This is a genomic window from Clostridium folliculivorans, from assembly GCF_024341905.1.
Lineage (GTDB): Bacteria > Bacillota > Clostridia > Clostridiales > Clostridiaceae > Clostridium_AR > Clostridium_AR folliculivorans.
Genome location: NZ_BQXY01000001.1, coordinates 880,908 through 903,920, shown reverse-complemented (window position 1 = coordinate 903,920; position 23,013 = coordinate 880,908). Strand labels below are relative to the sequence as shown.

Annotated in this window: 23 protein-coding genes; 1 reads left to right on the top strand and 22 read right to left on the bottom strand. The window is 31.1% G+C overall.

The genetic code is table 11. The annotated features are described in order from the left end of the window. Positions 1–179: 179 nt before the first annotated feature. On the bottom strand, positions 180–1,178 hold the full coding sequence (locus tag OCU55_RS03965; protein WP_261851004.1) for a hypothetical protein: 999 nt from the start codon (positions 1,176–1,178) through the stop codon (positions 180–182). 81 nt (positions 1,179–1,259) lie between these two features. On the opposite strand from OCU55_RS03965, the gene OCU55_RS03960 reads away from it, so the two are divergent. Then, positions 1,260–2,975, top strand: a complete 1,716-nt coding sequence (locus OCU55_RS03960; protein WP_261851003.1) for an Rqc2 family fibronectin-binding protein — start codon at positions 1,260–1,262, stop codon at positions 2,973–2,975. A 48-nt stretch (positions 2,976–3,023) separates the two neighbouring features. Here the strand turns inward: OCU55_RS03960 and OCU55_RS03955 are convergent, their stop codons facing one another. The 21 genes from OCU55_RS03955 to mraZ all read right to left on the bottom strand — a co-directional run bounded on the left by OCU55_RS03955 (position 3,024) and on the right by mraZ (position 22,751). Continuing rightward, a complete protein-coding gene (locus tag OCU55_RS03955; protein ID WP_261851002.1) occupies positions 3,024–4,139 on the bottom strand; it encodes a THUMP domain-containing class I SAM-dependent RNA methyltransferase in 1,116 nt (371 codons plus the stop codon). A 28-nt stretch (positions 4,140–4,167) separates the two neighbouring features. Next, on the bottom strand, positions 4,168–4,704 hold the full coding sequence (gene pyrR, locus OCU55_RS03950) for a bifunctional pyr operon transcriptional regulator/uracil phosphoribosyltransferase PyrR (RefSeq protein ID WP_261851001.1): 537 nt from the start codon (positions 4,702–4,704) through the stop codon (positions 4,168–4,170). Between the two features lie 465 nt (positions 4,705–5,169). Next, entirely contained in the window at positions 5,170–6,072 is a 903-nt protein-coding gene (locus OCU55_RS03945; RefSeq protein WP_261851000.1) for an RluA family pseudouridine synthase, read from the bottom strand. 32 nt (positions 6,073–6,104) lie between these two features. Beyond that, complete coding sequence (locus OCU55_RS03940) at positions 6,105–6,716, bottom strand: TraR/DksA C4-type zinc finger protein (protein ID WP_261850999.1); 612 nt, start codon at positions 6,714–6,716, stop codon at positions 6,105–6,107. 375 nt (positions 6,717–7,091) lie between these two features. Beyond that, the gene (locus tag OCU55_RS03935; RefSeq protein WP_261850998.1) at positions 7,092–7,694 is read right to left on the bottom strand and encodes a DivIVA domain-containing protein; all 603 of its coding nucleotides are present in this window, start codon (positions 7,692–7,694) and stop codon (positions 7,092–7,094) included. A 14-nt stretch (positions 7,695–7,708) separates the two neighbouring features. Further along, the gene (locus OCU55_RS03930; RefSeq protein ID WP_261850997.1) at positions 7,709–8,473 is read right to left on the bottom strand and encodes a YlmH family RNA-binding protein; all 765 of its coding nucleotides are present in this window, start codon (positions 8,471–8,473) and stop codon (positions 7,709–7,711) included. A gap of 1 nt (position 8,474) precedes the next feature. Beyond that, on the bottom strand, positions 8,475–8,771 hold the full coding sequence (locus tag OCU55_RS24015; protein ID WP_261856417.1) for a YggT family protein: 297 nt from the start codon (positions 8,769–8,771) through the stop codon (positions 8,475–8,477). A gap of 80 nt (positions 8,772–8,851) precedes the next feature. Beyond that, on the bottom strand, positions 8,852–9,301 hold the full coding sequence (locus OCU55_RS03925; RefSeq protein WP_261850996.1) for a cell division protein SepF: 450 nt from the start codon (positions 9,299–9,301) through the stop codon (positions 8,852–8,854). Between the two features lie 15 nt (positions 9,302–9,316). Further along, entirely contained in the window at positions 9,317–9,970 is a 654-nt protein-coding gene (locus tag OCU55_RS03920; protein ID WP_261850995.1) for a YggS family pyridoxal phosphate-dependent enzyme, read from the bottom strand. Between the two features lie 78 nt (positions 9,971–10,048). Beyond that, on the bottom strand, positions 10,049–10,789 hold the full coding sequence (locus tag OCU55_RS03915) for a DUF881 domain-containing protein (protein ID WP_261850994.1): 741 nt from the start codon (positions 10,787–10,789) through the stop codon (positions 10,049–10,051). Between the two features lie 12 nt (positions 10,790–10,801). Then, complete coding sequence (locus tag OCU55_RS03910; protein WP_261850993.1) at positions 10,802–11,140, bottom strand: small basic family protein; 339 nt, start codon at positions 11,138–11,140, stop codon at positions 10,802–10,804. Between the two features lie 13 nt (positions 11,141–11,153). After that, on the bottom strand, positions 11,154–11,867 hold the full coding sequence (locus OCU55_RS03905) for a DUF881 domain-containing protein (protein ID WP_261850992.1): 714 nt from the start codon (positions 11,865–11,867) through the stop codon (positions 11,154–11,156). 12 nt (positions 11,868–11,879) lie between these two features. Further along, on the bottom strand, positions 11,880–12,629 hold the full coding sequence (locus OCU55_RS03900) for a cell division protein FtsQ/DivIB (RefSeq protein ID WP_261850991.1): 750 nt from the start codon (positions 12,627–12,629) through the stop codon (positions 11,880–11,882). Between the two features lie 458 nt (positions 12,630–13,087). Then, positions 13,088–14,206, bottom strand: a complete 1,119-nt coding sequence (spoVE, locus tag OCU55_RS03895) for a stage V sporulation protein E (RefSeq protein ID WP_261850990.1) — start codon at positions 14,204–14,206, stop codon at positions 13,088–13,090. Between the two features lie 20 nt (positions 14,207–14,226). Next, positions 14,227–15,189 carry a phospho-N-acetylmuramoyl-pentapeptide-transferase gene (gene mraY, locus OCU55_RS03890; protein WP_261850989.1) on the bottom strand — a complete coding sequence of 321 codons (963 nt, stop codon included), beginning with the start codon at positions 15,187–15,189 and terminating at the stop codon, positions 14,227–14,229. Between the two features lie 36 nt (positions 15,190–15,225). Beyond that, positions 15,226–16,590: a UDP-N-acetylmuramoyl-tripeptide--D-alanyl-D-alanine ligase gene (locus OCU55_RS03885; protein ID WP_261850988.1), complete on the bottom strand. Its 1,365-nt coding sequence runs from the start codon at positions 16,588–16,590 to the stop codon at positions 15,226–15,228. Further along, a complete protein-coding gene (locus OCU55_RS03880) occupies positions 16,584–18,056 on the bottom strand; it encodes a UDP-N-acetylmuramoyl-L-alanyl-D-glutamate--2,6-diaminopimelate ligase (protein ID WP_261850987.1) in 1,473 nt (490 codons plus the stop codon). The genes OCU55_RS03885 and OCU55_RS03880 overlap by 7 nt, the downstream gene beginning before the upstream one ends. A 171-nt stretch (positions 18,057–18,227) precedes the next feature. Beyond that, positions 18,228–20,432, bottom strand: coding sequence for a stage V sporulation protein D (locus tag OCU55_RS03875; protein ID WP_261850986.1), 2,205 nt, complete (start codon positions 20,430–20,432; stop codon positions 18,228–18,230). 407 nt (positions 20,433–20,839) lie between these two features. Next, positions 20,840–21,334: a septum formation initiator family protein gene (locus OCU55_RS03870; RefSeq protein WP_261851505.1), complete on the bottom strand. Its 495-nt coding sequence runs from the start codon at positions 21,332–21,334 to the stop codon at positions 20,840–20,842. Positions 21,335–21,375: 41 nt separating this feature from the next. After that, complete coding sequence (gene rsmH / locus OCU55_RS03865) at positions 21,376–22,311, bottom strand: 16S rRNA (cytosine(1402)-N(4))-methyltransferase RsmH (RefSeq protein WP_261850985.1); 936 nt, start codon at positions 22,309–22,311, stop codon at positions 21,376–21,378. Positions 22,312–22,322: 11 nt separating this feature from the next. After that, a complete protein-coding gene (gene mraZ / locus OCU55_RS03860; RefSeq protein ID WP_261850984.1) occupies positions 22,323–22,751 on the bottom strand; it encodes a division/cell wall cluster transcriptional repressor MraZ in 429 nt (142 codons plus the stop codon). Between the last annotated feature and the right edge of the window lie 262 nt (positions 22,752–23,013).

Here is a 23,013-nt window from a genome sequence, read left to right as displayed (position 1 = left end):
ATAAATTACGCTCTTCTAATCTATCCATAGTTTTGCTTTCCACTTATTAGAGGGGAGGCTTAGGCAAAAATGCTATCCTATTAAAAATGGAGGCAATTTTTAGTTTGATACCACAGTACTTTTACAGCAGCAAAATAAAAAACATGTATTTAAATTTAATTGTAAATTTAAATACATGTTTAAAATAAAATATCATATTGCCCTTGATTATCAACTAATATTTCAATAGCCTTTTCCTTTATATTATATCGTGCTACTAATTCATTTTTATCCTCATCATGTCCTACTAAAATTATTGTATTTCCTAAGCCCAGTATCTTCTTATCTTCAACAACTCCGTTTGGGAAATCATATATCAATCTTACGGGATTGCCTTGATTTAAAGGTGTTCTATATAAACTATATAAATTATCCTTTACTAACCCTGTAAAATACAACTCTTTTCCGTTGTAATAAATATCACCAATTTTCTGTATTTTATCAGACACCAATTTTTCTTTAAACTCATTTGGGTCTAGCATATAGGTTTTTCTTTTATCATTATTGTTTACAATGTAAACAAAAGCTCCATTGTCTTCAACGAATTTTTCAACTATACCTTTTATGATTAGACTCTTATTAATTTTTTTAGTATCTGAATTATACTCAAATATTCCTCCTTTGTTTTCTCCATCAATCCCATAAAATATTACGCTGTCTTTATCCTTCCAAAAATACATATCACCAGAAATTATTAAATCAACTAGTTCTGAAGCAACATTCTTTTCTACTAAATAAAGATAGTAACTTACTGAGCCATCTTCTTTTTCTACACTATAAAGTATTTTTTCACCATCTGGACTAACTTGACACTTTTTTATCTGCTCTTTTATATTTAATTTTAGTTTGTTCCCATCCTTACTTAAATAGTATAATTTACTCTCTATATCTTGATATAGCACTAACTGTTTATCAGAATTAATATATAATATATTTCCTGATACTAAAGGCTCTGACTTCCTTATACTTTCATCATTTATGCTATAATAAGTATAGTTATCTCCATTGGAGTACATTATCATATGCTGCGACCACTGAACATTGCTTTTTGCATCATTGACCTGTTCTGGCTTTTCATCATTGCAGCCAAATAAAATTACACACATAATTACCATTAAGGCAACTATAATTTTTTTCATTTTTATCACCAGCTCATTTTATTGATATAAAATGGTGAAAAATGTTATACTATTTTTAGTTAAGTATGAAAGGAAGATATTATGGCTTTAGACGGAGTATTTTTATCAACCCTAATAAAGAGTTTAAAAGAAAACTTATTAAATTGCAAAATAGATAAAGTCAATCAACCTGAAAAGGATGAGGTTATTCTAACAATTAGAGGCTCAAATCGCTTAAAACTACTTATTTCAGCAAGTGCCAATAATCCAAGAATACAATTCACAAAAATTTCAAAGGAGAATCCAAATCAACCTCCTATGTTTTGTATGGTTCTAAGAAAATACTTGCTAGGAAGCAAAATCTTAGATATATATCAATACAAAGGCGATAGAATAGTTGTAATTGATTTCGAATCCACTGATGAATTGGGTTTTGACAGTGTCTATACATTGATGGTCGAAATAATGGGAAGACACAGCAATATAACCCTCATAAGAAAAAGAGATAACAAAGTTATGGAATCAATTAAACATATAACTCCTGATATAAATAGTTACAGAGTACTTTATCCTGGAGTTCAGTATGTACTTCCCCCAGACAGTAATAAAATAAATCCTTTTTCCTTTGAAAAAATTGAATTAGAACATTATCTATCAGAAAACAAAATTGAATTTAATGAAAATTTCTTTTCTAAGCTCTTAACTGGTGTTAGTAAAATTTTATCAAAAGAATTATATAATATGTTTACAAAAAAGTATATATTTGATATTAATAATTTATACCAATTTGTAAAAGAATTTTTCGAATCACTTGATGATAACAAGAAGTTTATCTCCTACATTGATAAAGAATCTAAAACATTAAAAGATTTCTATTGTTTGAAGTTAGATTTATATGACGATTACGAAATGGTATCTTACGATGATCCTTCAACTCTTTTAGAGAGCTTTTACCACGCTAAAGATAAACAAGATAGACTTCATTCAAAATCACAGGATCTTCAAAAACTTATTACTACAAATATAGATAGATGTGAAAAGAAGAAAAGAATCCTTGAGGAAAACTTAAAAGAGTGTTCCGAAAAAAATGACTATAAAATCAAAGGTGATATATTATCAGCATATATTTATAGTATTTCTAAAGGACTTGATAAAGTCACACTATCAAATTTCTATAGCGAAGACGGTGATGATATCACAATATCCTTAGATGCAAATAAGACTCCTTCAGAAAACATTCAATTTTATTATAAAAAGTACAACAAAATGAAAAAGTCTGAAGAAGCCGCTGTACTTCAATTAGAAAAAAATGAGGATGAGTTAAAATACTTAAATTCTGTGCATACAAATCTTCTAAATGCTGAGAATTACACTGAAATTGAAGATATAAAGTCAGAACTTATAACTGAAGGATATATAAAATTTAGGAAGTCCAGCGGAAAGGCACCAAAGCCTTCTAAACCTATACACTTTGTTTCTTCAGAAGGCGTTGACATTTATGTTGGTAAAAATAATATACAAAACGACTACTTAACTTTAAAATTTGCCGACAAAAATGACACTTGGCTTCATACAAAGGTTATTCCTGGATCACATGTAATTATAAAAGGAAGAGATTTTACTGATACAACTCTTCTTGAAGCTGCTAACTTAGCTGCATATTATAGTAAAGGAAAAGATTCAACAAAAATTCCTATAGACTATACTATCGTAAAAAATGTAAAGAAACCTTCTGGAGCAAAACCAGGAATGGTAATTTATTATACAAATAAAACATTATATATAACCCCAGAAGAACCAAAAATAAAAAGAGTGTAATCACACTCTTTTTTGTTTATACTTCATAAAATATAAAAACACTATCTCTTACTTAGCCAGATACTGATAGTAGTAGCACTTTATCTTACCGTTATATAACTTTCTGTTCTTCGAAGACTTTTCACCAAAGATGTCTTCAAAGCCCTCAAAAGATGTAAGCACATTCATATCCCAAGTTGGAAGATTGTTATACAGCTCTCCTAATTTCCTATAAAGACTCTTTACTTCATTTATTTCACCAATTCTTTGGCCATATGGTGGATTAGTTATAATGAAGCCATATTTCTTTTTTGAGGAAAACTCATAAAAATCTAGCTTTTGAAAGTCTATATACTTATCAACCTTTGCCTTCTGAGCATTCTCTCTTGCTTTTCTAAGAACAGGACCATTTATATCGTATCCTATAAGTTTCATATCAAAATTCTTAATTGAGCTTAAAGCACCTTCTCTAACTTGATCGAAGATTTCTTTATCCATTGTAGGCCAATTTTCACATTCAAATTTCCTATATAGTCCTGGTGCTTGATTTGCACCTATCATCGCTGCTTCAATTAATATAGTACCTGAACCACAGAATGGGTCTATTAATAAATTTTCATTTGACCATCTTGAAATGAGCACTAAGCTTGCTGCCAAGGTTTCTTTAAGTGGTGCTTCACCTGCATTTTCTCTGTAGCCTCTTTTATGCAACCCAGGACCTGTTGTATCAATAGTTAAAGTAACAACGTCTTTTAAAAGAGCAACCTCTATTTTATATACTGGTCCATCTTCTGGGAACCATTCAGTATTATACTTACTTTGCATACTTTTAACTACTGCTTTTTTAACAATAGACTGGCAATCAGGTACACTAAACAATGTAGATTTTATTGATTTTCCCACAACATGCATTTTTCCGTTTGCAGGAATTATACTTCCCCAATCAACTGCAAGTGTTCCTTGAAAAAGTTCTTCAAAAGTTATAGCTTTAAATTCAGCCATTTTTATTAAAATTCTGTCTGCTGTTCTAAGCCAAGTATTGGTTATAGCTATATCCATTTCATCGCCAGAAAAAGTAACTTTTCCATTCTCAATAGTCAAATCTTCATATCCAAGCTTTTTTAATTCTTTTGCTGTAATAGATTCTATTCCAAATGTACTGGTGGCTATTAAATCATAATCCATTTAAAAACTCCTATTCTTATCTCTAAGTTTATCTTTCATATATCTTAACGGAATCAGTTCCATCAATTTCTAATATCTCTACTCCTATATTCTCCAATTTCGATGTTGGTACATTTTTACCTACAAAATCAGCTCGTATAGGAAGTTCTTTATGACCTCTATCTATTAGGACTGCTAATTGTATAGTTTCAGGTCTTCCTGAATCCATAATTGCTTCTATAGCAGCTCTTACAGTTCTACATGTATAAAGCACATCATCAACAATAATAACTTTCTTATTTTTTACTGAAACACCAATATCAGATTCCTTAACAGTTGGTTTGTCCCCAATATCAGTTAAATCATCTCTATACAGAGTGATATCTACACTTCCTACAGGAACTTTTATCCCCTCAAATTTTTCAATAAGAGCAGATATTCTCTTAGCTATAGGATATCCTCTTCTTTTTATACCTATAAGGACAATATCGTCAACACCTTTGTTCTTTTCAATTATTTCGTGAGCTATTCTCACTAAACTTCTTCTTATAGCTTCTTCATCTAAAAGTATTGCCTTTAGATTCATATTATACTCTCCTCCAAATTAATTACTTCTCTATTATTACCTCAATGTTTCAATAAGTTAAAGACCATCATCGAAATTAATTGGTTATACATGAAATGCTATATGAGCAAGCTATTAGAATTAAATGATTTTAGCAGATGTAATGGCTCTAAAAAATCGCTAATCGTTCTTTATTAGTGATTTTTTTACGCATCTGCCTTTTCTGAACGTATGTGAAGAAATTCTGGCAGGCGATATATTCTCACTTTTTACTCTTTAATTAAATAATCTTTCTATTTTTTAATTTAAGATATCAAAGACTTATAAAAAGTATGGATTATTAAAGAGTAAAACTGTACTGTTCGAACGTAGTGAGTTTACAGTTTTAGCCATGTAATATGACAAAATCATATTAATTCTTTGCGTAAGCTCATTAAAGCATCGGATGAATAAGCAATTAATTTAGCGATGGTAGTTAAACATCTACTAAAGTTTATTTAAAACCTCTAAAAAATATGGTGGTAGCTCAGACGTAAACTCCATATAGGTATTTTTAGTTGGATGAATAAAGCCAAGTGTCTTTGCATGGAGCATTTGTCCTTCTAGCTTAAATTTTTGTTTTTTAAATCCGTATACTGGGTCTCCTACTAAAGGATGGCCTAAATAAGCCATATGCACTCTTATCTGATGTGTTCTACCTGTTTCCAAGCTGCATTTAACCAATGTGTTACTCTTAAATCTCTCTATTACTTCATAATGCGTAACTGCTCTTCTTCCACCTTCAACTATAGCCATTTTTATTCTGTCCTGTGGATGCCTAGCTATAGGCTTATCAACAATGCCACTATCATTTTTAAATACACCTTCTGTAAGTGCATAATATTCTCTTTTTATAGAGTGAACTTTAAATTGTTCTGTTAATTTACTGTGAGCAAAATCATTTTTTGCTACTACCAAAATTCCTGATGTATCTTTGTCAATTCGATGAACTATTCCAGGTCTTATCACTCCATTTATACCAGATAAATCCTTACAATGGTATAAAAGAGCATTTACTAGTGTTCCATTATAATTACCTGGGGCAGGATGAACAACCATCCCTTGTTTTTTATTGACAACAACCACATCATCATCTTCGTATATAATATCTATGTCCAAATTTTCTGGTTCTACACTTAATATCTCCGGCTCAGGTATATTTAAAATAATAACATCATTTTCCTTTAATTTATAGTTACTTTTTATTATTTTATTATTAACAAGTACTGCCTCATTGTCTATTAGATTCTGGATATGAGATCTAGACCTATCTGTTATCTTTTCTGATAAAAATTTATCTATTCTTATATCTTTTTCTTCTGAACTTATTTTAAAAATTAACTCATCCATAGTATATAAAAAACTTCCCCCATCCCTTATCATTAATCTGGCAATTGATTCTTATACTGTTCGTTACTTACTTTTTCTACCGGCTCCACATACATGTCATCATCATCATATATGTCAAATCTATTTTGTAATCTATTAAAGCTATCAACAGCCTGAAAAGAATCTTCGGCATCAAAGCCTACCTTTTCATATTCGTTATAATCATTATAGCCATAACCAAAAGGATTTCCTATAACATCTTCTTCTATTGGTCTTCTGTTGCTTCTATATTCCTTTATTGAACCTATAACAGTTTGACACTTAATACAATATTGCGCGTATGGAAGAAAGTCAAGTCTTTCCTTACTTATTTCTACACCGCATCTTTTACATACACCATATTTCCCTTGATCTAATGATTGTAAACTTTCATCAATCTTACTAAGTATCTCACGTTCATTACCTTTTAGTGCCTTGCCTCTTTCAAAATCGAAAGTTTCTGTAGCCAAATCTGATGGGTGGTTATCATAAAAAGAAAGTTCTGAAGCCATTTCTGAATAAGAATCTACAGCTTCATTTTCTTTTAGTTGTTTTATTAAGCTGAGAACCCTCTCTTTTTCCTTATTTAATTTAATACGATATCTATCATAATCCTTTCTATCCATATTATCGCTTCCTTTCAAAAGAATTGGTTTTCAAAAGTGATTTATCTATTATTATTCTTTCAAAAGATAGATTTTTTATAACAAAGTTATAAATATAATATGATTGAAAAAAGATAATATAAGTTTTATTTATAGGTTTTCATTATTAAAACTTAAGTTATGCATGTCCAAAAATCACCTACCTATGAATTTTGGAATGTATAAATTAATAGTTGAATTGGCAACTCTATAATACTTTTAAAATAAAAATAAACCACCTCACTCATTTAATATAATCAAACTCCAAAAGTCTTTCTTGGTACAAGTTTGAAATATTAATTAATGAAGTGGTTATCATAGAAAATAACCAATGGATTCTTAAAATCAGCTGTAAAACTATCTGCTAGCGAAAAAGCTCTTTATTTCTTCCATATCATCTTTTTCTACTTGTTCGTTTTTATAATTACTTATTGCATTTTCTTCTAGTCCATTATGTATATCTTTTTCACTTATTTCTTCAATTGGGTGAGATATGTTAAAGGTTTTGATAAAGCTCTTTTCAAGATCATCAAAAGTTTCTAGCTGAGTCTTCATGAAATTTCTAAACTGAGCACGGAACTTTACAAATTCTTGCTTTACTCTATCATATTCATCATTAATCTGAATTACATCATTGTGAGCCTTATCAAGTATCTTTTGAGCAGTCTCATTAGCACTGCTTACAACTAATTCAGCTTCTTTTTGAGCGTTCAATTTTGCTTGTTCAGCTGTATTTTGAGCTAATAATAAAGTATTTTGTATAGTATTTTCTATTTTTGCATAATGCTCAACTTTTTCTCCTACTGAAGCCAGCTTTTCTTTTAACAATGAATTTTCTTTGTATAAATCTTCGTAATCTTCCACTACTTTTTCTAAAAATTCATCTACTTCATCAGAACTATATCCTCTTAGACCTCTTTTAAATTCTTTGTTGTTTATTTCCATGGGAGTCAGTTTCATGTGAATCACCTCTGCTATTTATATTTTTTTACCATTAGTTTTAAGTTGTCACTTTTCGTTTTACCGACTATATCTTCAATTATAAATTTACCTATGCCTCTTATTGTTATTGTACTCTTCAACTTTATTTCTGTACTCTTATTCCTATTTTCCTTGTAGTTTAAAAGTACACTCCCATTAGAAATCAAATCCATAGCATCATTTCTTGATTTTCGGCTTATTGACGCAACTATGGCATCTAATCTCATAGAAGCGACTTGTATATTTACTTCTTCGAAATCAACTTTAGGTACTATTTCTAAATCCTTAATAGTTTTTATGTTTATGCTATGTCTTCCTATCTTCGTTAGATTGGAAGTAATATATTCATACACATCCCTATGTACAGAAACAAAACAACTGAAATCTTTTACTCTTAAGTCGCCAATTTTTTCTCTCTTTATTCCTAGAGATAGTATAGCTCCCAAAAAGTCTCTATGACCTAAAGTTCCAAACTTACCGTTATAGTTTATTTGAAGAATTTCATAAGGCCAATCAATATTAAAAGAATTAACTGCTATCATTCTGCGTTCACTATCTTCAAAGCCACCTTCAACAAGAACACTTACCCCTACTCCTTTAAAATATTCTTGTAGTCTATTCCATATAATAGGGGCGTAAAACTCATTAGTTACAATAGGAATCTCTCTCTCAATGGAAGTTGTTAGCTTATTATATAAGTTGCTATACTCACCTATATCATCTAATTCTAGTATTGAAATGAATTCTTTTTTATTCATACTATATTATAGCAAAAACTATAGTTTGAATAATAGACAACGTAACTATAGCTAGTATTGGTGAAAAATCCAAAGGAGAATTAGGTACGATTTTCCTTTGTAACTTTTGAAAAGGTGACAATATTGGATCAGTAATTATTTTAATATAATAAGTTAATTTATTTTCTTTCCCCATGAAAACAAGAGAAAGTATAACATCCACAAAAATCATAAACTGTATAAAGTCAAATAACAACGTTAAAATTTCTTCTATTAAAGGTATATAAATCTCCTCCGATTCATAGATGTACCACTTCATAATTGATTTTTTATTTTCAAATTTCCTCTTAATTAATAAGAGAGTTTTGAGAATTTTTTAAGAATTGAACAGGCACATCTTTACTTTGACCAGTTAAATAGTCCTTTAGTTGAAAGTTCACTCTTAAGTTCACTAGTAACTTCTACATTAGATGGCGATAGTATATATACGCCTCTCTCAACTTCTTGCAATTCACCAGCAAGTGCAAAACAAGCACCACTTATAAAGTCTAAAAGTCTTTGAGCTATCTTGTTTTCTAAGTTACTTGTATTTACAACTACAATCTTTCTACTCTTAAGTGCATCGCAAATTTCAGTTGCATCCTCATAAGCAGATGGTTTTGTTATCATAACTTTAGCTGATGCAGCAGTATGAATGTTTACAACCTTATTGTTTTTCTTACCTGATAATACTGGTTCAAGGTTCTCATCTGCAGCTAATTCTTCTTCTTCATCAAATTCATCGTACTCTTCATCGTATTCCTCAAAGCCTAAAATCTCTTTCATCTTGTTAAACATTTTTGCAGCCATAGTTATTCCTCCTATTTATATTCTCTTACCAAAAATCCCCTCACCTATCCTAACAAGAGTGGCTCCTTCTTCTATTGCAATTTCATAGTCATGAGTCATTCCCATAGATAGTATTTCCATAGTTACATTTTGGTATTTCTGTTTCTTAATATTTTCAAAAATATTTTTTGTTCTTTTAAAATAATATCGGTTACTTTCTTCATTACCTTTAGGAATTATAACCATTATTCCTTTAATTTTTACATAATTACATTTTCCTACCTCATTTAAGACCTCATTTAGCTGTTCTTCGTAAAAACCATATTTGGTATCTTCCTTGCCGATATTAATTTGTATAAGTGTATTTATCTGTATTTGGTTTTTAGAGCATTGTCCTTCAAGCTCCTTAAGAAGTTTTGTGCTGTCTAAAGAATGAATAAGAAAAGCCTTATCGACTATATACTTTACCTTATTTGTCTGCAGATGCCCTATAAAGTGCCATCTTACGTCCTTATGAAAAAGTTCAAATTTTTCTGTTAGTTCTTGAACTTTATTTTCACCAAAGTCTCTAATTCCTGCCGTGTAAGCTTCCTCCAGAAACTCAATAGGCTTAGTCTTGGAAACAGCAACTAAAGTCACATCTTCCGGCATAGATTCTTTTATCTGCTCTATATTCTTTTTTATACTCAAAATAATCATGCCTCCACTTCCTTAAATATATATTCTTCATAAACTTAAAAAATCCTTCAAAATATTTAAATCTTACACCTATTTTGTTTTAGGTGTAAGATTATTAAAATTAGCATCTCCTAAATAAGGATCTATATTTATATTATCTTTCTTTTCTATAGATATTTCAACTCCCCTATTCATTAGGGATCTTATGAAACCATCATCTCTTTTTAGTATACTGTCAAGGGTGTCTGGATCTCCAATAGCATACACTTCAAAAGAAGGTCCTGGTATCTGAACTCCATTAATATTTAAAAAAGCCCAGTTACACAAAATCGCGGTGTTAGGAAGAACTCTCTGTCCACCAATAGATATTGCTTCAGCACCAGCAACTCTTAATTCATTTACAACTCTTATCATATCATCATCGTGTATTGTTCTTAGCATTGTAAGTTGGTAATTTCCATCTTCATATCCGTCTGTTGTATCAATTGTACCATCCCTTAAGGTTATCTTTACTCCATTACCTTTTGCTGCGCTCAATCCTGCAGCCATTTTATTGCTATTAGATTCATCGTTAATGTCCTGAGTTATTTTCTCACTCTTAGTGTCATCGTATTTATATTTATTCATCTTTTCGGTCATTTTAGAATTAGAATCCCTAAGGTTAGAAACTTCTCCATATAACTTATTTTTCTGATTATATGCATCTTGATACTGTTTTGCACTCATTTGGAAACTTCTCGTGGTTCCTTTTAAATTTATATTAAGAGCTATAAGAATTCCTATTATAATTGAAGCTATAAAAACAAATATTGACGCTTCGTTATTTCTCATATATACACCCCTTTATCGGGATCTTGCTTTCTCAATCAAAAGCCTTCTCACTATAGCAAAATTATCAAAAATTCTTCCACCAAAAACTATTACTGCAGCTATATAAATAGGAATTCCAAGTTTATCTCCTAAATAAGCTAAAGCTACTGCAAGTGCGGCATTTCCAAAAAAGCCTGAAATAAAAATATCCGCTTGAAAATTCTTTGATAAACTAGCTCTAACAGCTCCAAAAACCGAATCTAAGCAAGCTAGTATAGCAACAGACATATATGGAGAAAATTTTTCAGGTATATCTACCTTCCAGACTATTCCAACTATAATTCCAATCAAAAGTCCTATGAATGCTATCATTTAATAATCACTCCTATTGTACAGGTTTAATAAAATCATTATGAATAACTTGAGATGATTTAGGTATAACTACTTCATTGCTTTTCTCTATTTTTCTTTCATAATTGGATAGAACCCCATAATCTAAAGCACCTTGAAAAGTTAAGCCTGCATCTAGTTTTGCTTTATCACCTATTGCCTTTATAACTATTTTATCGCTAGGTGATATTCTTTCATTTGAGCCAATCCAAATAAAATTACTTGCATTTTTTATACCAGTCTGAGATGTAACTCTTTTCTCGTTTATAGATATTGCTTCTGCACCAGAAAAATTTAAAATATTAACTATATGAATAAGTTCGTTTTCAGATATATAATCTGCGTTATTGTTAGAAAAGATAGAAGACTTTGGTGTAAGATAAAAAATCACTCCTTGGCCCTTTACATCAACAGTACCTAATATCATTCTGGTTTTATCAAGCTGTTGCTTTACTTCTGTATTTACATCTCCTTTTTTAGCTGCTGATTCTTCTATTTTCTTCAAATCTTCAGTTAAAGAGTTATTCTGCTTTACAAGTTCATCTTTTTCTTTCTTAAGAGCATCTATTTCAGCTGTGATATCTGTTTTATCTACGGTATCTTTAACGGCACTTTCTTTATTATTTATCAATTTAAACTGATACGCCAATAAAAATCCTAACAATGCACATACAATAGCAACAACTATCTGCGAAGTTACCTTTTTCATTGTACTTCCTCCTTATTCATTTTTATATACTGGATCTCCATTAAAACTAACATCTATATAGCCTTTTGTAAGTCCCTTACTACTATCCTTTAATATTCCTATACAATTATTTAATTTTGTTTCTAGATTTTCGTCATTACCTAACAGCAACTTTACGTCTCCTACTAACATATATAATGAAGTGGTACTTTCTAAATTCGCTAAATTAAATTTTACATCACTCTTATTTTCTTCTAGAAGTTTTCCTATATTGGTTGCTATTCTTTTTATTTTCTCATCACTAGTCAAGTACGTCCCTACATCTGTAGAGGTTGGAGAAACCCCTGTAAGTTCAGTAAGATTTAATCCATCTATACTAGCTCTTTTTTCTAGAATCTTCAGTTCATGATTTAGTACATATATCCCATCTGAACTCTTTACAAAATATACCGCTTTTCTTTCGACCACATTTATAATGATTCCATTGGGAAATACTCTTTTCAGATTAACTTGCTCTATATAAGGATTTTCTGTGATTTTGTAACTAACATCTTTTTGGTTTATGTAAAAAATATTTTTCCCGAATAACTCTGATCTACTTATAATATCTTTGCTATCTATTATCTTATTATTTTCAACTTTAATATCAGCTATATTAAAAAATGGAGCCTTCAATAATATAAGAATAGTTATAGAAAAGAAGAAAATAAAAAATAAAACTAATTTTTTTCTAACTTTTTTCCTTTTGTGTTTTTTTATATATTCATTTATTTCATTATTCATATTATACCTTCTTAACTTTTGATATAATTACTAAAAATATGGTTATATTACATTTTATATAATAACATTATATCTTTGCTTTTTCATTACAAAATTATTAAAAGATATTGTTTATTATGTAAATATATTACTCTTAATTGTTTTAAATAAGTATAAACTTTATTTTTATTATCGTGTGATTTTTCAATTAATTAATATGGATGTACCACTTCATATTAAAATTTATATTTTCAAATTGAAGTGGTACATTTCAAAATTAATATATCAAAACAAAAAGCTGGCCGTTCATAGGCTCAGCTATTTTATTTTATATTATTCAATTTAATTTGTCTATTTATTGATGTGATATTTCATAATAAATTTATATTTTCAATTTTTTTCACAAAAAGCCGTGAGAATTTTGAAAATTGTTTCTGTTTAAATTGACACATCCCCAGATGCACCAATTCATAACAAATTTATATTGCTCTCTTTTTCTCTACTTGTCTCGATATATTCAGCAGTACCCCCATGGCGGCCATATTAATGACCAGAGAACTTCCTCCATAACTTATGAACGGTAATGGCACTCCAGTAACAGGCATTGATCCAGTTACAACAGCTATATTGATTATAGCCTGAACTGCAACTATAGAAGTTATTCCTGTTGCTAACAAAGTTCCAAAGGCATCTTTAGCACTCATAGCAATTCTGATTCCTCTAAATACAAAGATAATGAATAGAAGTATTATTAGTGCACAGCCTATAAGTCCTAACTCTTCTCCTATTATAGCAAATATAAAGTCATTATGTGGTTCAGGCATATACAAAGTCTTTTGTCTTGATTGACCAATGCCAAGTCCAGTAACTCCCCCTGCACCAAGTGCATAAAAGGATTGAATTAGCTGATAGCCATCACCAGCAGGATCTTGCCATGGATTCAGGAAGTTTAGAAGTCTTCTCTTTCTATAATCTTCACTAAATATAAAGAATGTCGCTGCCGCAAACATAGCTGGCACTACTCCAAATCCAAGGGTAGTAGATTTTGCACCTGCAACGAACATTACTATAAGCGTAACTATCATTATTACAGATGCGATACTTAGGTTCTTCTCTAAAAGAATCATTCCTGCAAAGAAACCTGATACTATCAAGTAAGGCAACACACCTTCTTTGAAGTTTTTCATCTTCTCTCCTTTTTTCTCCATACTGGTTGCCATAAACAGAACAACAACATACTTAACCAACTCCGAAGGCTGAAACTGCCCTAGTGGCCCTAGTTGTATCCATCTTTTTGCACCATTTACATCTGGTGAGAAAAATACAGCTACTAGCAAAGGTAAAGATATAATCATCATTATTCTTGTATATTTCTTAATCTTATGATAATCAACAGACATCATAAAAAACATAACTGCGATGCCTAGAACAGACCACTGTAGTTGCTTCTTTAAAAAGAACATACTATCATTATTCTTATACATTGCATAGTATGAGCTAGCACTATATACCATTACTACACCAATCGCCAACAGGAAGAAAATCGTATAAAACATTACATAATCGATTTGTCCCATTTTAGGCTTGTTTTTTTTCATTCAAATTCCTCCTATTATTACTACAAAGACAAAAAGGCAATAAGACAAAGTAAAAGGGTGCAAATTGAGAATGCTGAAACAATCTTTGTTTCACTCCATCCTAACTGCTCAAAGTGATGATGAATCGGAGCCATCTTAAATACTCTTTTTCCAGTTAGCTTAAAAGATGCAACCTGAATTATAACGGAAAGAGTTTCTAAAACATAAATTCCACCTACAATTATTATAACAAGTTCCATTTTAAGCATCATTGCTATAGCAGCTACAGCCCCTCCTAAAGCAAGAGAACCTGTATCTCCCATAAATATTCTGGCCGGAAATGCATTGAATCTTAAAAATCCAAGTAAAGCTCCAGCTAGCGCAACACAGAATATAGAAAGTCTATAATGCCCCATATTTAAACTTAAGATAGATAGGAAAGTCATTACTAATATAGTTATTGAAGTTGCTAGTCCATCCAATCCATCTGTAAGATTTACTGCATTAGTCGTTGCTGCAAAATATATTATTATAAAAGGTATGAATAACCATCCCATCTCCCATTGTTGTCTAGAAAATGGTACATTTATTGAAGTTCCTATGCTTACATACGCATAATAAGCTAATGCACCAGAAACTATAAGAAGCAGCACCATCTTCTGCCACGCTCTTAATCCTAAGTTATTCCTATGAATAATCTTCAATAGGTCATCCAAAAAGCCTACAAAACCAAAGGCGATGAATGCATATAACACTACCATAGACTCATCAGTAAAACTAGGTATCATGACAAGCATGGTAATTAATGTGGCTAATATAAATATTATTCCTCCAATTGTTGGTGTTCCTGCCTTTTTCAAATGACTTCTCGGACCATCTTCTCTTATATTTTGTCCAAATTTAAGCCTATGTAAAAGAGGTATTATAACTGGACCTATTATTGATGCCACAATAAAACTTATTAAAATCGATATTATTAACGCTGTATTAGCTAAATTTCCCATATATTGCCGTCTATATTAGACAGCTCACCTCCTTGGTTATAGATTCATTTTTTTAAGCTCGTTGACTATTTCTTCAAACTTCATACTTCTCGATGCTTTTACAAGAACAACATCTTTTTCTTTAATTAATTCTTCCAACGCTTTAATTAATTGTTCCTTTGATTGAAAAACTATACACCCTTCATCTGAAAAACCTGTTTTAAAACCATCTGAGTAATCACCGCAACATAATAGTAGGTCAATTCCATTATTTTTTGCATACACTCCAGTATCTATATGCGCATTTAGTGATTCATCGCCAAGCTCTCTCATAGTTCCAAGTATAGCAATCTTTCTACATCCATCTATGTTTTTCATAACATCTATAGCGGCTTTCATAGATGATGGGCTTGCATTATAGCAATCATTAACAATAGTAATTTTATTTGTTTCAATTATCTCCAACCTCATTGAAGTTGATTGTATATTTCTTAATCCATTATTCATTTCATCTAGCGACAAACCAAGTAAGTTTCCTGCTGCAATGCAAAGCAAGCAATTTTGTACGCTATGTTTTCCAAGCATTGGTAAATCAAATGAGCCTTTTTGTCCTTGAAAGTTCACTTCAAATTCACTATGATTTTTTAATAAAACTACATTAACAGCAGTGATGTTGTTAGAATCATCTAAACCTGTTTTAACAACTTTATATATATTGCTAGTTACACCATTTAGAAGATCATCATCACCATTAATAATTAAAGTATTTTCCTCATTGAAATAATCAACTATTTCCATCTTTGCTTTTAAAATGTTTTCTCTAGTCTTGAGGTTTTCTATATGCGACAATCCTATATTAGTTATTATTGCAATATCAGGTCTCGCTATATCTGCAAGAAGGTGAATTTCATTTAGATTACTCATCCCCATCTCTAACACTGCAACATCCACAGTTCTATCAAGTTCAAGTATCATAAGTGGCAATCCTATATCATTATTAAAATTACCTTTAGTCTTAAATACAGAGTACTTTTCACCTAGTATCGCCGCTAAGATATCTTTACTTGATGTCTTACCATTTGAGCCAGTAATCCCAATAACCTTTAGTCCTAATTTTTCTCTATAATATTTTGCAAGTTTTTGAAGAGCCTTTTTTGAATCTTCTACTTTTATAACATTTGCTTCGTAGCCTAAAAATTCTTCTTTATTTTCATCTACTATGCAAACACTTGCGCCTTTATCAATTGCTTCTTTTATATAGTTATTACCATTAAAATTCTCGCCTCTAAGTGCAAAGAATATACTATCTTTTTCAATTTTTCTTGTATCTGTACTAACTTTTTCAAAATGTTCATTTTTATTTGTTGTGATAAAATTACCATCTACAGCTTTTATGATTTCTTCTAAGGTTAAGTCTAACATTTTTTCACTCCTAATTGCTCTAATATTTCTATCACTACTTCCCTCTCATCAAAATGAATGGTTTTATCTTTTAAAATTTGATAATTTTCGTGTCCTTTACCTGCAATTACTATTACATCTCCAGCCTTACCAATCTCAAGTGCAGTTTTGATAGCCTCTCTCCTATTTTCAACAACTTTATAACTAGTGGTATCCAAATCAGCTATAATGTCATTTATTATTGATATAGGTTCCTCACTTCTAGGATTATCAGAAGTAACAATAGCGATATCGCTTAGTTCTGTGCCAATCTTACCCATCATAGGTCTCTTAACCTTATCTCTATCCCCGCCACAACCAAATACAGATATTAGCCTACTGGTAGTAAACTCTCTAGCAGTTTTAAGTATGTTCTCTAATCCATCTGGAGTATGAGCGTAATCAATTATTACTTCATATGGAATATCATATTCAATAGCTGTTCTCTCACATCTTCCTGGAACAACTGCCTTATTTAGGCCCTTAACTATTGATTTCAATTCGATACCTAAGTGTTTAGTTAAAGTTATTACTGAAAGTGCATTATAAACATTATATAAACCAGGCATCTGAAGATTAAATTCATATTCTTGATTATCTAAAGTTACATTAAACTTAACGCCCTTTGATGAGTTAACAATATCCTTTGCTTTAATATCAGCATTATCATGAATACCATAGGTAAATATATCTGTTTTTATATTTTTACTTTCCAAATCTGCAATTATATTTTTTCCATAATTATCATCTAAATTTATTACTGCCTTATCTGTTCTCTCAAATAGCTTAAATTTAGCATTATAATAATTCTCGAAGGTCTTGTGAAAATCCAGATGATCTCTTGTTAAGTTTGAAAATATTGCACCTGCGAATCTTACTCCATATACTCTATCAAGCTCCAACGCATGTGATGAAACTTCCATAACACAATACTCAACCTTCTCTCGAACCATTTCATTGAAAAGCTCTTGAAGTTCTAAGGATTCTGGAGTAGTTCTTTCTGTCTTAATCACTCTATCTCCGATATAGTTCGCTATAGTTCCTATTAATCCAACTTTATAACCACTTTCTTCAAGAATCTTTTTTGTCATAAAAGCAGAGGTTGTCTTACCATTTGTTCCAGTTATGCCGATTACCTTCAGTTTTTCTGTAGGTTTTTCGTAATAATTTGAAGCCACCAATGCCATGGTCTTTCTTGTATCTTTTACCTTAAGCACAGTAATATCTTCACTAATACTTAAATCATCCATACAAAATACTACCTTAGCTCCATTTTTTACAGCACTGTCTGCAAACTTATGTCCATCACTTGCAAACCCTTTAATACAGAAGAATATATCTCCATCTTCAGTTTTCCTATTATCATAGGTAATCTTATTTACATTTTGATCCAAACTTCCTTTTATAAGTTCAAAGTCTATTTCATTTAATAAGTTTCTTAGAAGCATTGTCCACTCATCTCCTTAAATAATATGCTATTAAATCCTCCTAAATGATATATAGATATACATTCTGATACTAAAGTATCAAATATTAATTAATATTTATTAAAAGCTACTTCTACAAACATCGTAGCAATATAACAAAATACTAGCATGTGGCTAGAAGCCACATGCTAATTAATCATCTACATCATCACTTAAGGTAAGTCTAATAGAATCTCCTTTTTTCGCAACTTCTCCTGGCTGAATACTTTGTTCATCAACCATAAGACCTTCACCAGAGAAATTACCTTTCAGACCCACTTTTTCAAGAATTTTAGTAGCTCCCTCTTTAGTATAGCCTTTTATGTCAGGAACAATAACATCTTTATTATAATTTCCTGAACTTCCACTGTAAAGATTGACCTTACTGCCTTCCTTTACTGTATAACCAGGTGTAGGCTTGATATCTGTCACATACTCCCCCTGTCCCTCTATATCAAAATCTAGCTTTACTTCTTTAAGTTTTTTCTTGGCTTCATCTATTTTCATACCTCTAACTTCAGGAACAATTACATCAGGAGCACTTACAATGCTGCTGGTATCCTTTGATATAGCAGAAGGATCTAAATAATTAAATATATCATTAAATACTATCTTTGCTACTGGTACAGCTATAACACCACCATAATACTCCCCTGCACTAGCTTCATCAATAGAAACCATAACAGTAAGCTTTGGATCATTAGCTGGTGCCATTCCTACAAAGGACGAAATATATTTTCCGCTTTCATAAGTACCATTGGTTGGATTTACCTTTTGAGCTGTTCCAGTTTTACCGGCAATATGATAACCTTCAATATATGTCCTCTTTCCAGATCCTTCAGAAACAACTTTTTCAAGATAATCTCTTAATTTTGTTGTTTTTTCTGCACTTGCTACTTGTTGTGTCTTAGGATTAAACTTTCTATCAATTACTTGCTTACCTTGATCATCCACATGACTGATTTCTTTCATCACATGAGGTTGAATCCATGTACCATTGTTAGCAATTGCATTAAATGCAGCCATGAATTGTATAGGATTTACTGTGTTAGTTTGTCCAAAAGAAATAGTTGCAAGGTCAATATCAGTTATTGTTGCAGCTGATTTAGTTATGCCCTTAGCCTCACCAGGAAGGTCTACTCCTGATTTTGCTCCAAAACCAAACTTCTTTATATATTCAGCTAATTTTTCCTTACCTAACTTCTTACCTACTTCTATAAATCCAATATTACATGAATTTTTTATTATCTCTCCAAAAGTCTCTGTTCCATGTCCACTTCTTTTCCAACACTTTATAATTCTATTTAATACTCTAACACTACCTGCACAGGAGTATGTCTCCCCTTTATCAGCGACACCTTCCTCCATAGCAGCTATTGCTGTAAAAACCTTAAATATAGATCCAGGTTCAAAGGAGTCACTAACAGCTCTATTTCTCCACATTTTCTGTAGCTTGTCTGTAGCTGTTGCTCCATCAAAGTTTTCAGCTCCTTCGTAAGGAGTATTAGGATTGAAATCCGGCTTGTTTGCCATAGCTAATACTTCTCCTGTTTTAGGATCCATAACTATAACACTTACTGCCTTTGCTTTATTGTCGCTTAAAGCTTGCGCTGCAGCTTTATCTGCAAACATTTGTATTTGCCTATCTATAGTTAACTCTACATCCTTACCTGGAATTGGAGCGGTGAAACTTGAAATAGTATATGGTAAATCTTCACTCTTCCTGTTAATTTCTGCTATTCTCACTCCTGGTGTTCCTGAAAGGTCTTTGTCATATTGAAGTTCTACTCCATTAAGTCCTTTACCATCAGAATTTGTATTTCCTAAAACATGAGATAATAGATTATTGTTAGGGTAATATCTCTTTGTATCAGGAGATACCATTACTCCATTTATTTGTAGCGCTTTAACTTTATCAGCAATATCCTTTTCTATTCTTCTAACCACATGCGCCGCTCCAGCATCTGCTCCGCTAGGCAGCTTAGTATTTAGTTTATCTAGTATTTCTTTTTCAGTAAGCCCTAATGCAGTTGCTATTTTAGGAGCAATATCCTGGCTTGTAAGTTTATGCTTCTTTAAGTACTCTCTAATAGCATTTAAGTCAAAGTCTACTCTATAGACGTTACCGCTAACAGCCAGTTCAGAGCCATTACGATCTAAAATTTTTCCTCTTACAGCATCTATTTGTACTTTACTTGTCCATTGTTCAACAGCTTTAGTTGAATATTCGTTACTCTTAACTATCATTACATACGCTAATCTTAAAGTTAATCCAAAGAATAATATAGTTAAAAAAACTACTGTTATCCACATTCTCTTCTTAGTGGTAGCTTTATCCCTGTAATTATGCTCAATCAATAACTATACCTCCAAAACATTGCTCGATCATTCAGAAATAAAGTCATTCTTTAATATTAACTTATCTAACATTTGACTATTCTATTGAACTTTATTTTTCCAGTTGCATTATTTATTAGTAAATATATCCCCTTACAAATAAACACTGCTTTCAAATATTCTTTGTATTAAGCAATCTTTTATTTTGAACATAAACTACTTCAATCATTAAAGTAAGATAGGAAACTTTATAAAAATTTCTATCTTACTCAATTAACGCTTGAAGTAGTTTACCAAAACATATAATATACCAAGATTAATTTAGATGATAAATTAACCCTAATTTTATACAAAAATATCTAGCATGGATTTTAAAAATTCAAAGAACAAATTAAACATCCTAACACAGCTTAGATTAGTACATCCTACTAGAATAAAAATTCTTTAATCTTAGCTAGAAGACTCCAATCATTATTAGTAGCCTGCTTGTCCTTTACGTTTGCAGCAAAATAATTTTCGTTAGAATTTGTTTTTAAGATGTCCCCATCCCCTGGGATAATCATTCCTAATTTACTTTCAGCTGTAGTTTTAATTGTATCTAACGAAGAAGATTTAAGTATTTCAGCCTTTAACGATTCATTCTCAGCACCAATCTCCTTTATATCTGAGTTTACTTGAGTTAACTGAGCTTGAACAGTATAGACCTTCACATCTCTCCAAATTGTTGCAATTCCTAAAACAAAAAGCATCACAATAACCTGAGTGGCAGCTCTTCTATTTCTTTTTTGTCTTTCCTTCAGTCTTCTATCTCTATCGATTTTAGACTTTTTAAGATCCTCATATTGTTTATCTCTTTGTGGGTCATTGACCTTTCTTTTCGGATTTAACGCTGTATTACCGTTAACATAATCGAATTCCTTCACTACCAACTTATTCACATCCCTACCATAATATAACTATTTTTTTACTTTTTTTGTACAACCCTTAATTTAGCACTTCTACTTCTAGGATTTTCTTCAACTTCAACATCTGATGGTTCAATAGGTTTTCTAGTTAATACTTTCACCTCTGAAATCTTTCCACACACACAAATAGGAAATTCCTTAGGACATGTACATGGATTTTCAAGTTCTTTAAAAACAGTTTTTACTATTCTATCTTCAAGAGAATGGAAAGTTATTATAGCCATTCTGCCACCATCATTTAATCTTCTTACACCATCTGTAATTGCTTTATCAAGAATAAATAACTCCTTATTTACCTCGATTCTTATAGCTTGGAAAGTTCTCTTTGCTGGATGAGGCCCTTCTCTTCTAGCCTTAGCAGGTATTGCTGCTTTTATTATGTCAACTAACTGAAATGTTGTTTCTATAGGCCCCTTCTCCCTCTCTCTTACAATAAAGTTAGCAATTCTACTAGCAAAATTTTCTTCGCCATATCTTTTTATTACTTTAAATAATTCCTCACTGCTATACCCATTTATTACTTCATAAGCTGAAAATTTATTTTCTCTATTCATCCTCATATCAAGAGGAGCATCTTGCATATAACTAAAGCCTCTCTCACCAGCGTCTAGCTGATATGATGAAACCCCTAAGTCCATAAGTATTCCATCAACTTTTTCTATATTTAAAGTAGTTAGTATAGAATCTATGTTATAGAAGTTATCGTGCACTAGTGTAACTCTATCACCATATTCTTCAACTCTCTTCCCTGCGGCACTTAAAGCATCTTTATCTTGATCAATGCCTATAAGTCTTCCTTTACTAGATAATCTTTTTACTATTTCAGAAGAATGCCCAGCACCACCTAAGGTACAATCTACATAAATTCCATCTTCCTTTATATTTAAAGCTTCTATACATTCATTTAATAATACTGACACATGCTTAAATTCCATATCGTTTCTCCTTATATCCCTAAGTCGCTCATCTTTTCCGCTATAGCATCAAAATCTATATCAGAATTATTGTAGTCTACCCACTTTTCTTTTCCCCATATTTCAATTCTAGTTAAAACCCCAATACTTACTATTTCCTTATTTATTGCTGCATATTCAATAAGATTTTGAGGAATGACACCTCTTCCCTGCTTATCAGTTTCAATCTCAGTTGCTCCTGAGAAAAAGAAACGCACAAAGGCTCTAGCATCTTTATTAGTTAGAGGAAGACTTTTTAGTTTTTCTTCTAACACCTTCCACTCTGTTAATGGATAAACGTATAAGCATCCATCTAGTCCTTTAGTCATGATGAATTTACTGCCTAGTTCTTCTCTAAATTTAGAAGGCATGATTATTCTGTTTTTATTATCCAATCCATGTTGGTATTCTCCTATAAACATCCCACACCTCAAACTAGGTATAAATGTAGAAAGTGTCACCACTTTACACCACTTTTCACCACTTTAACTCTATTATTCTATAAAAAATTAAAAATCCCTCCTTTTTTATAGATTTTTTAATTTTTTTCAAAATAAAATTAATATTTGGTCACAGATATAATCCTTTTTTTGGTTATTTATCATGCTATTGGTAAAAAAGCAACATTTATAACATTATTCATCCCTTTACCTCCATAATATGGAACAAGAAAAAACATTCAAG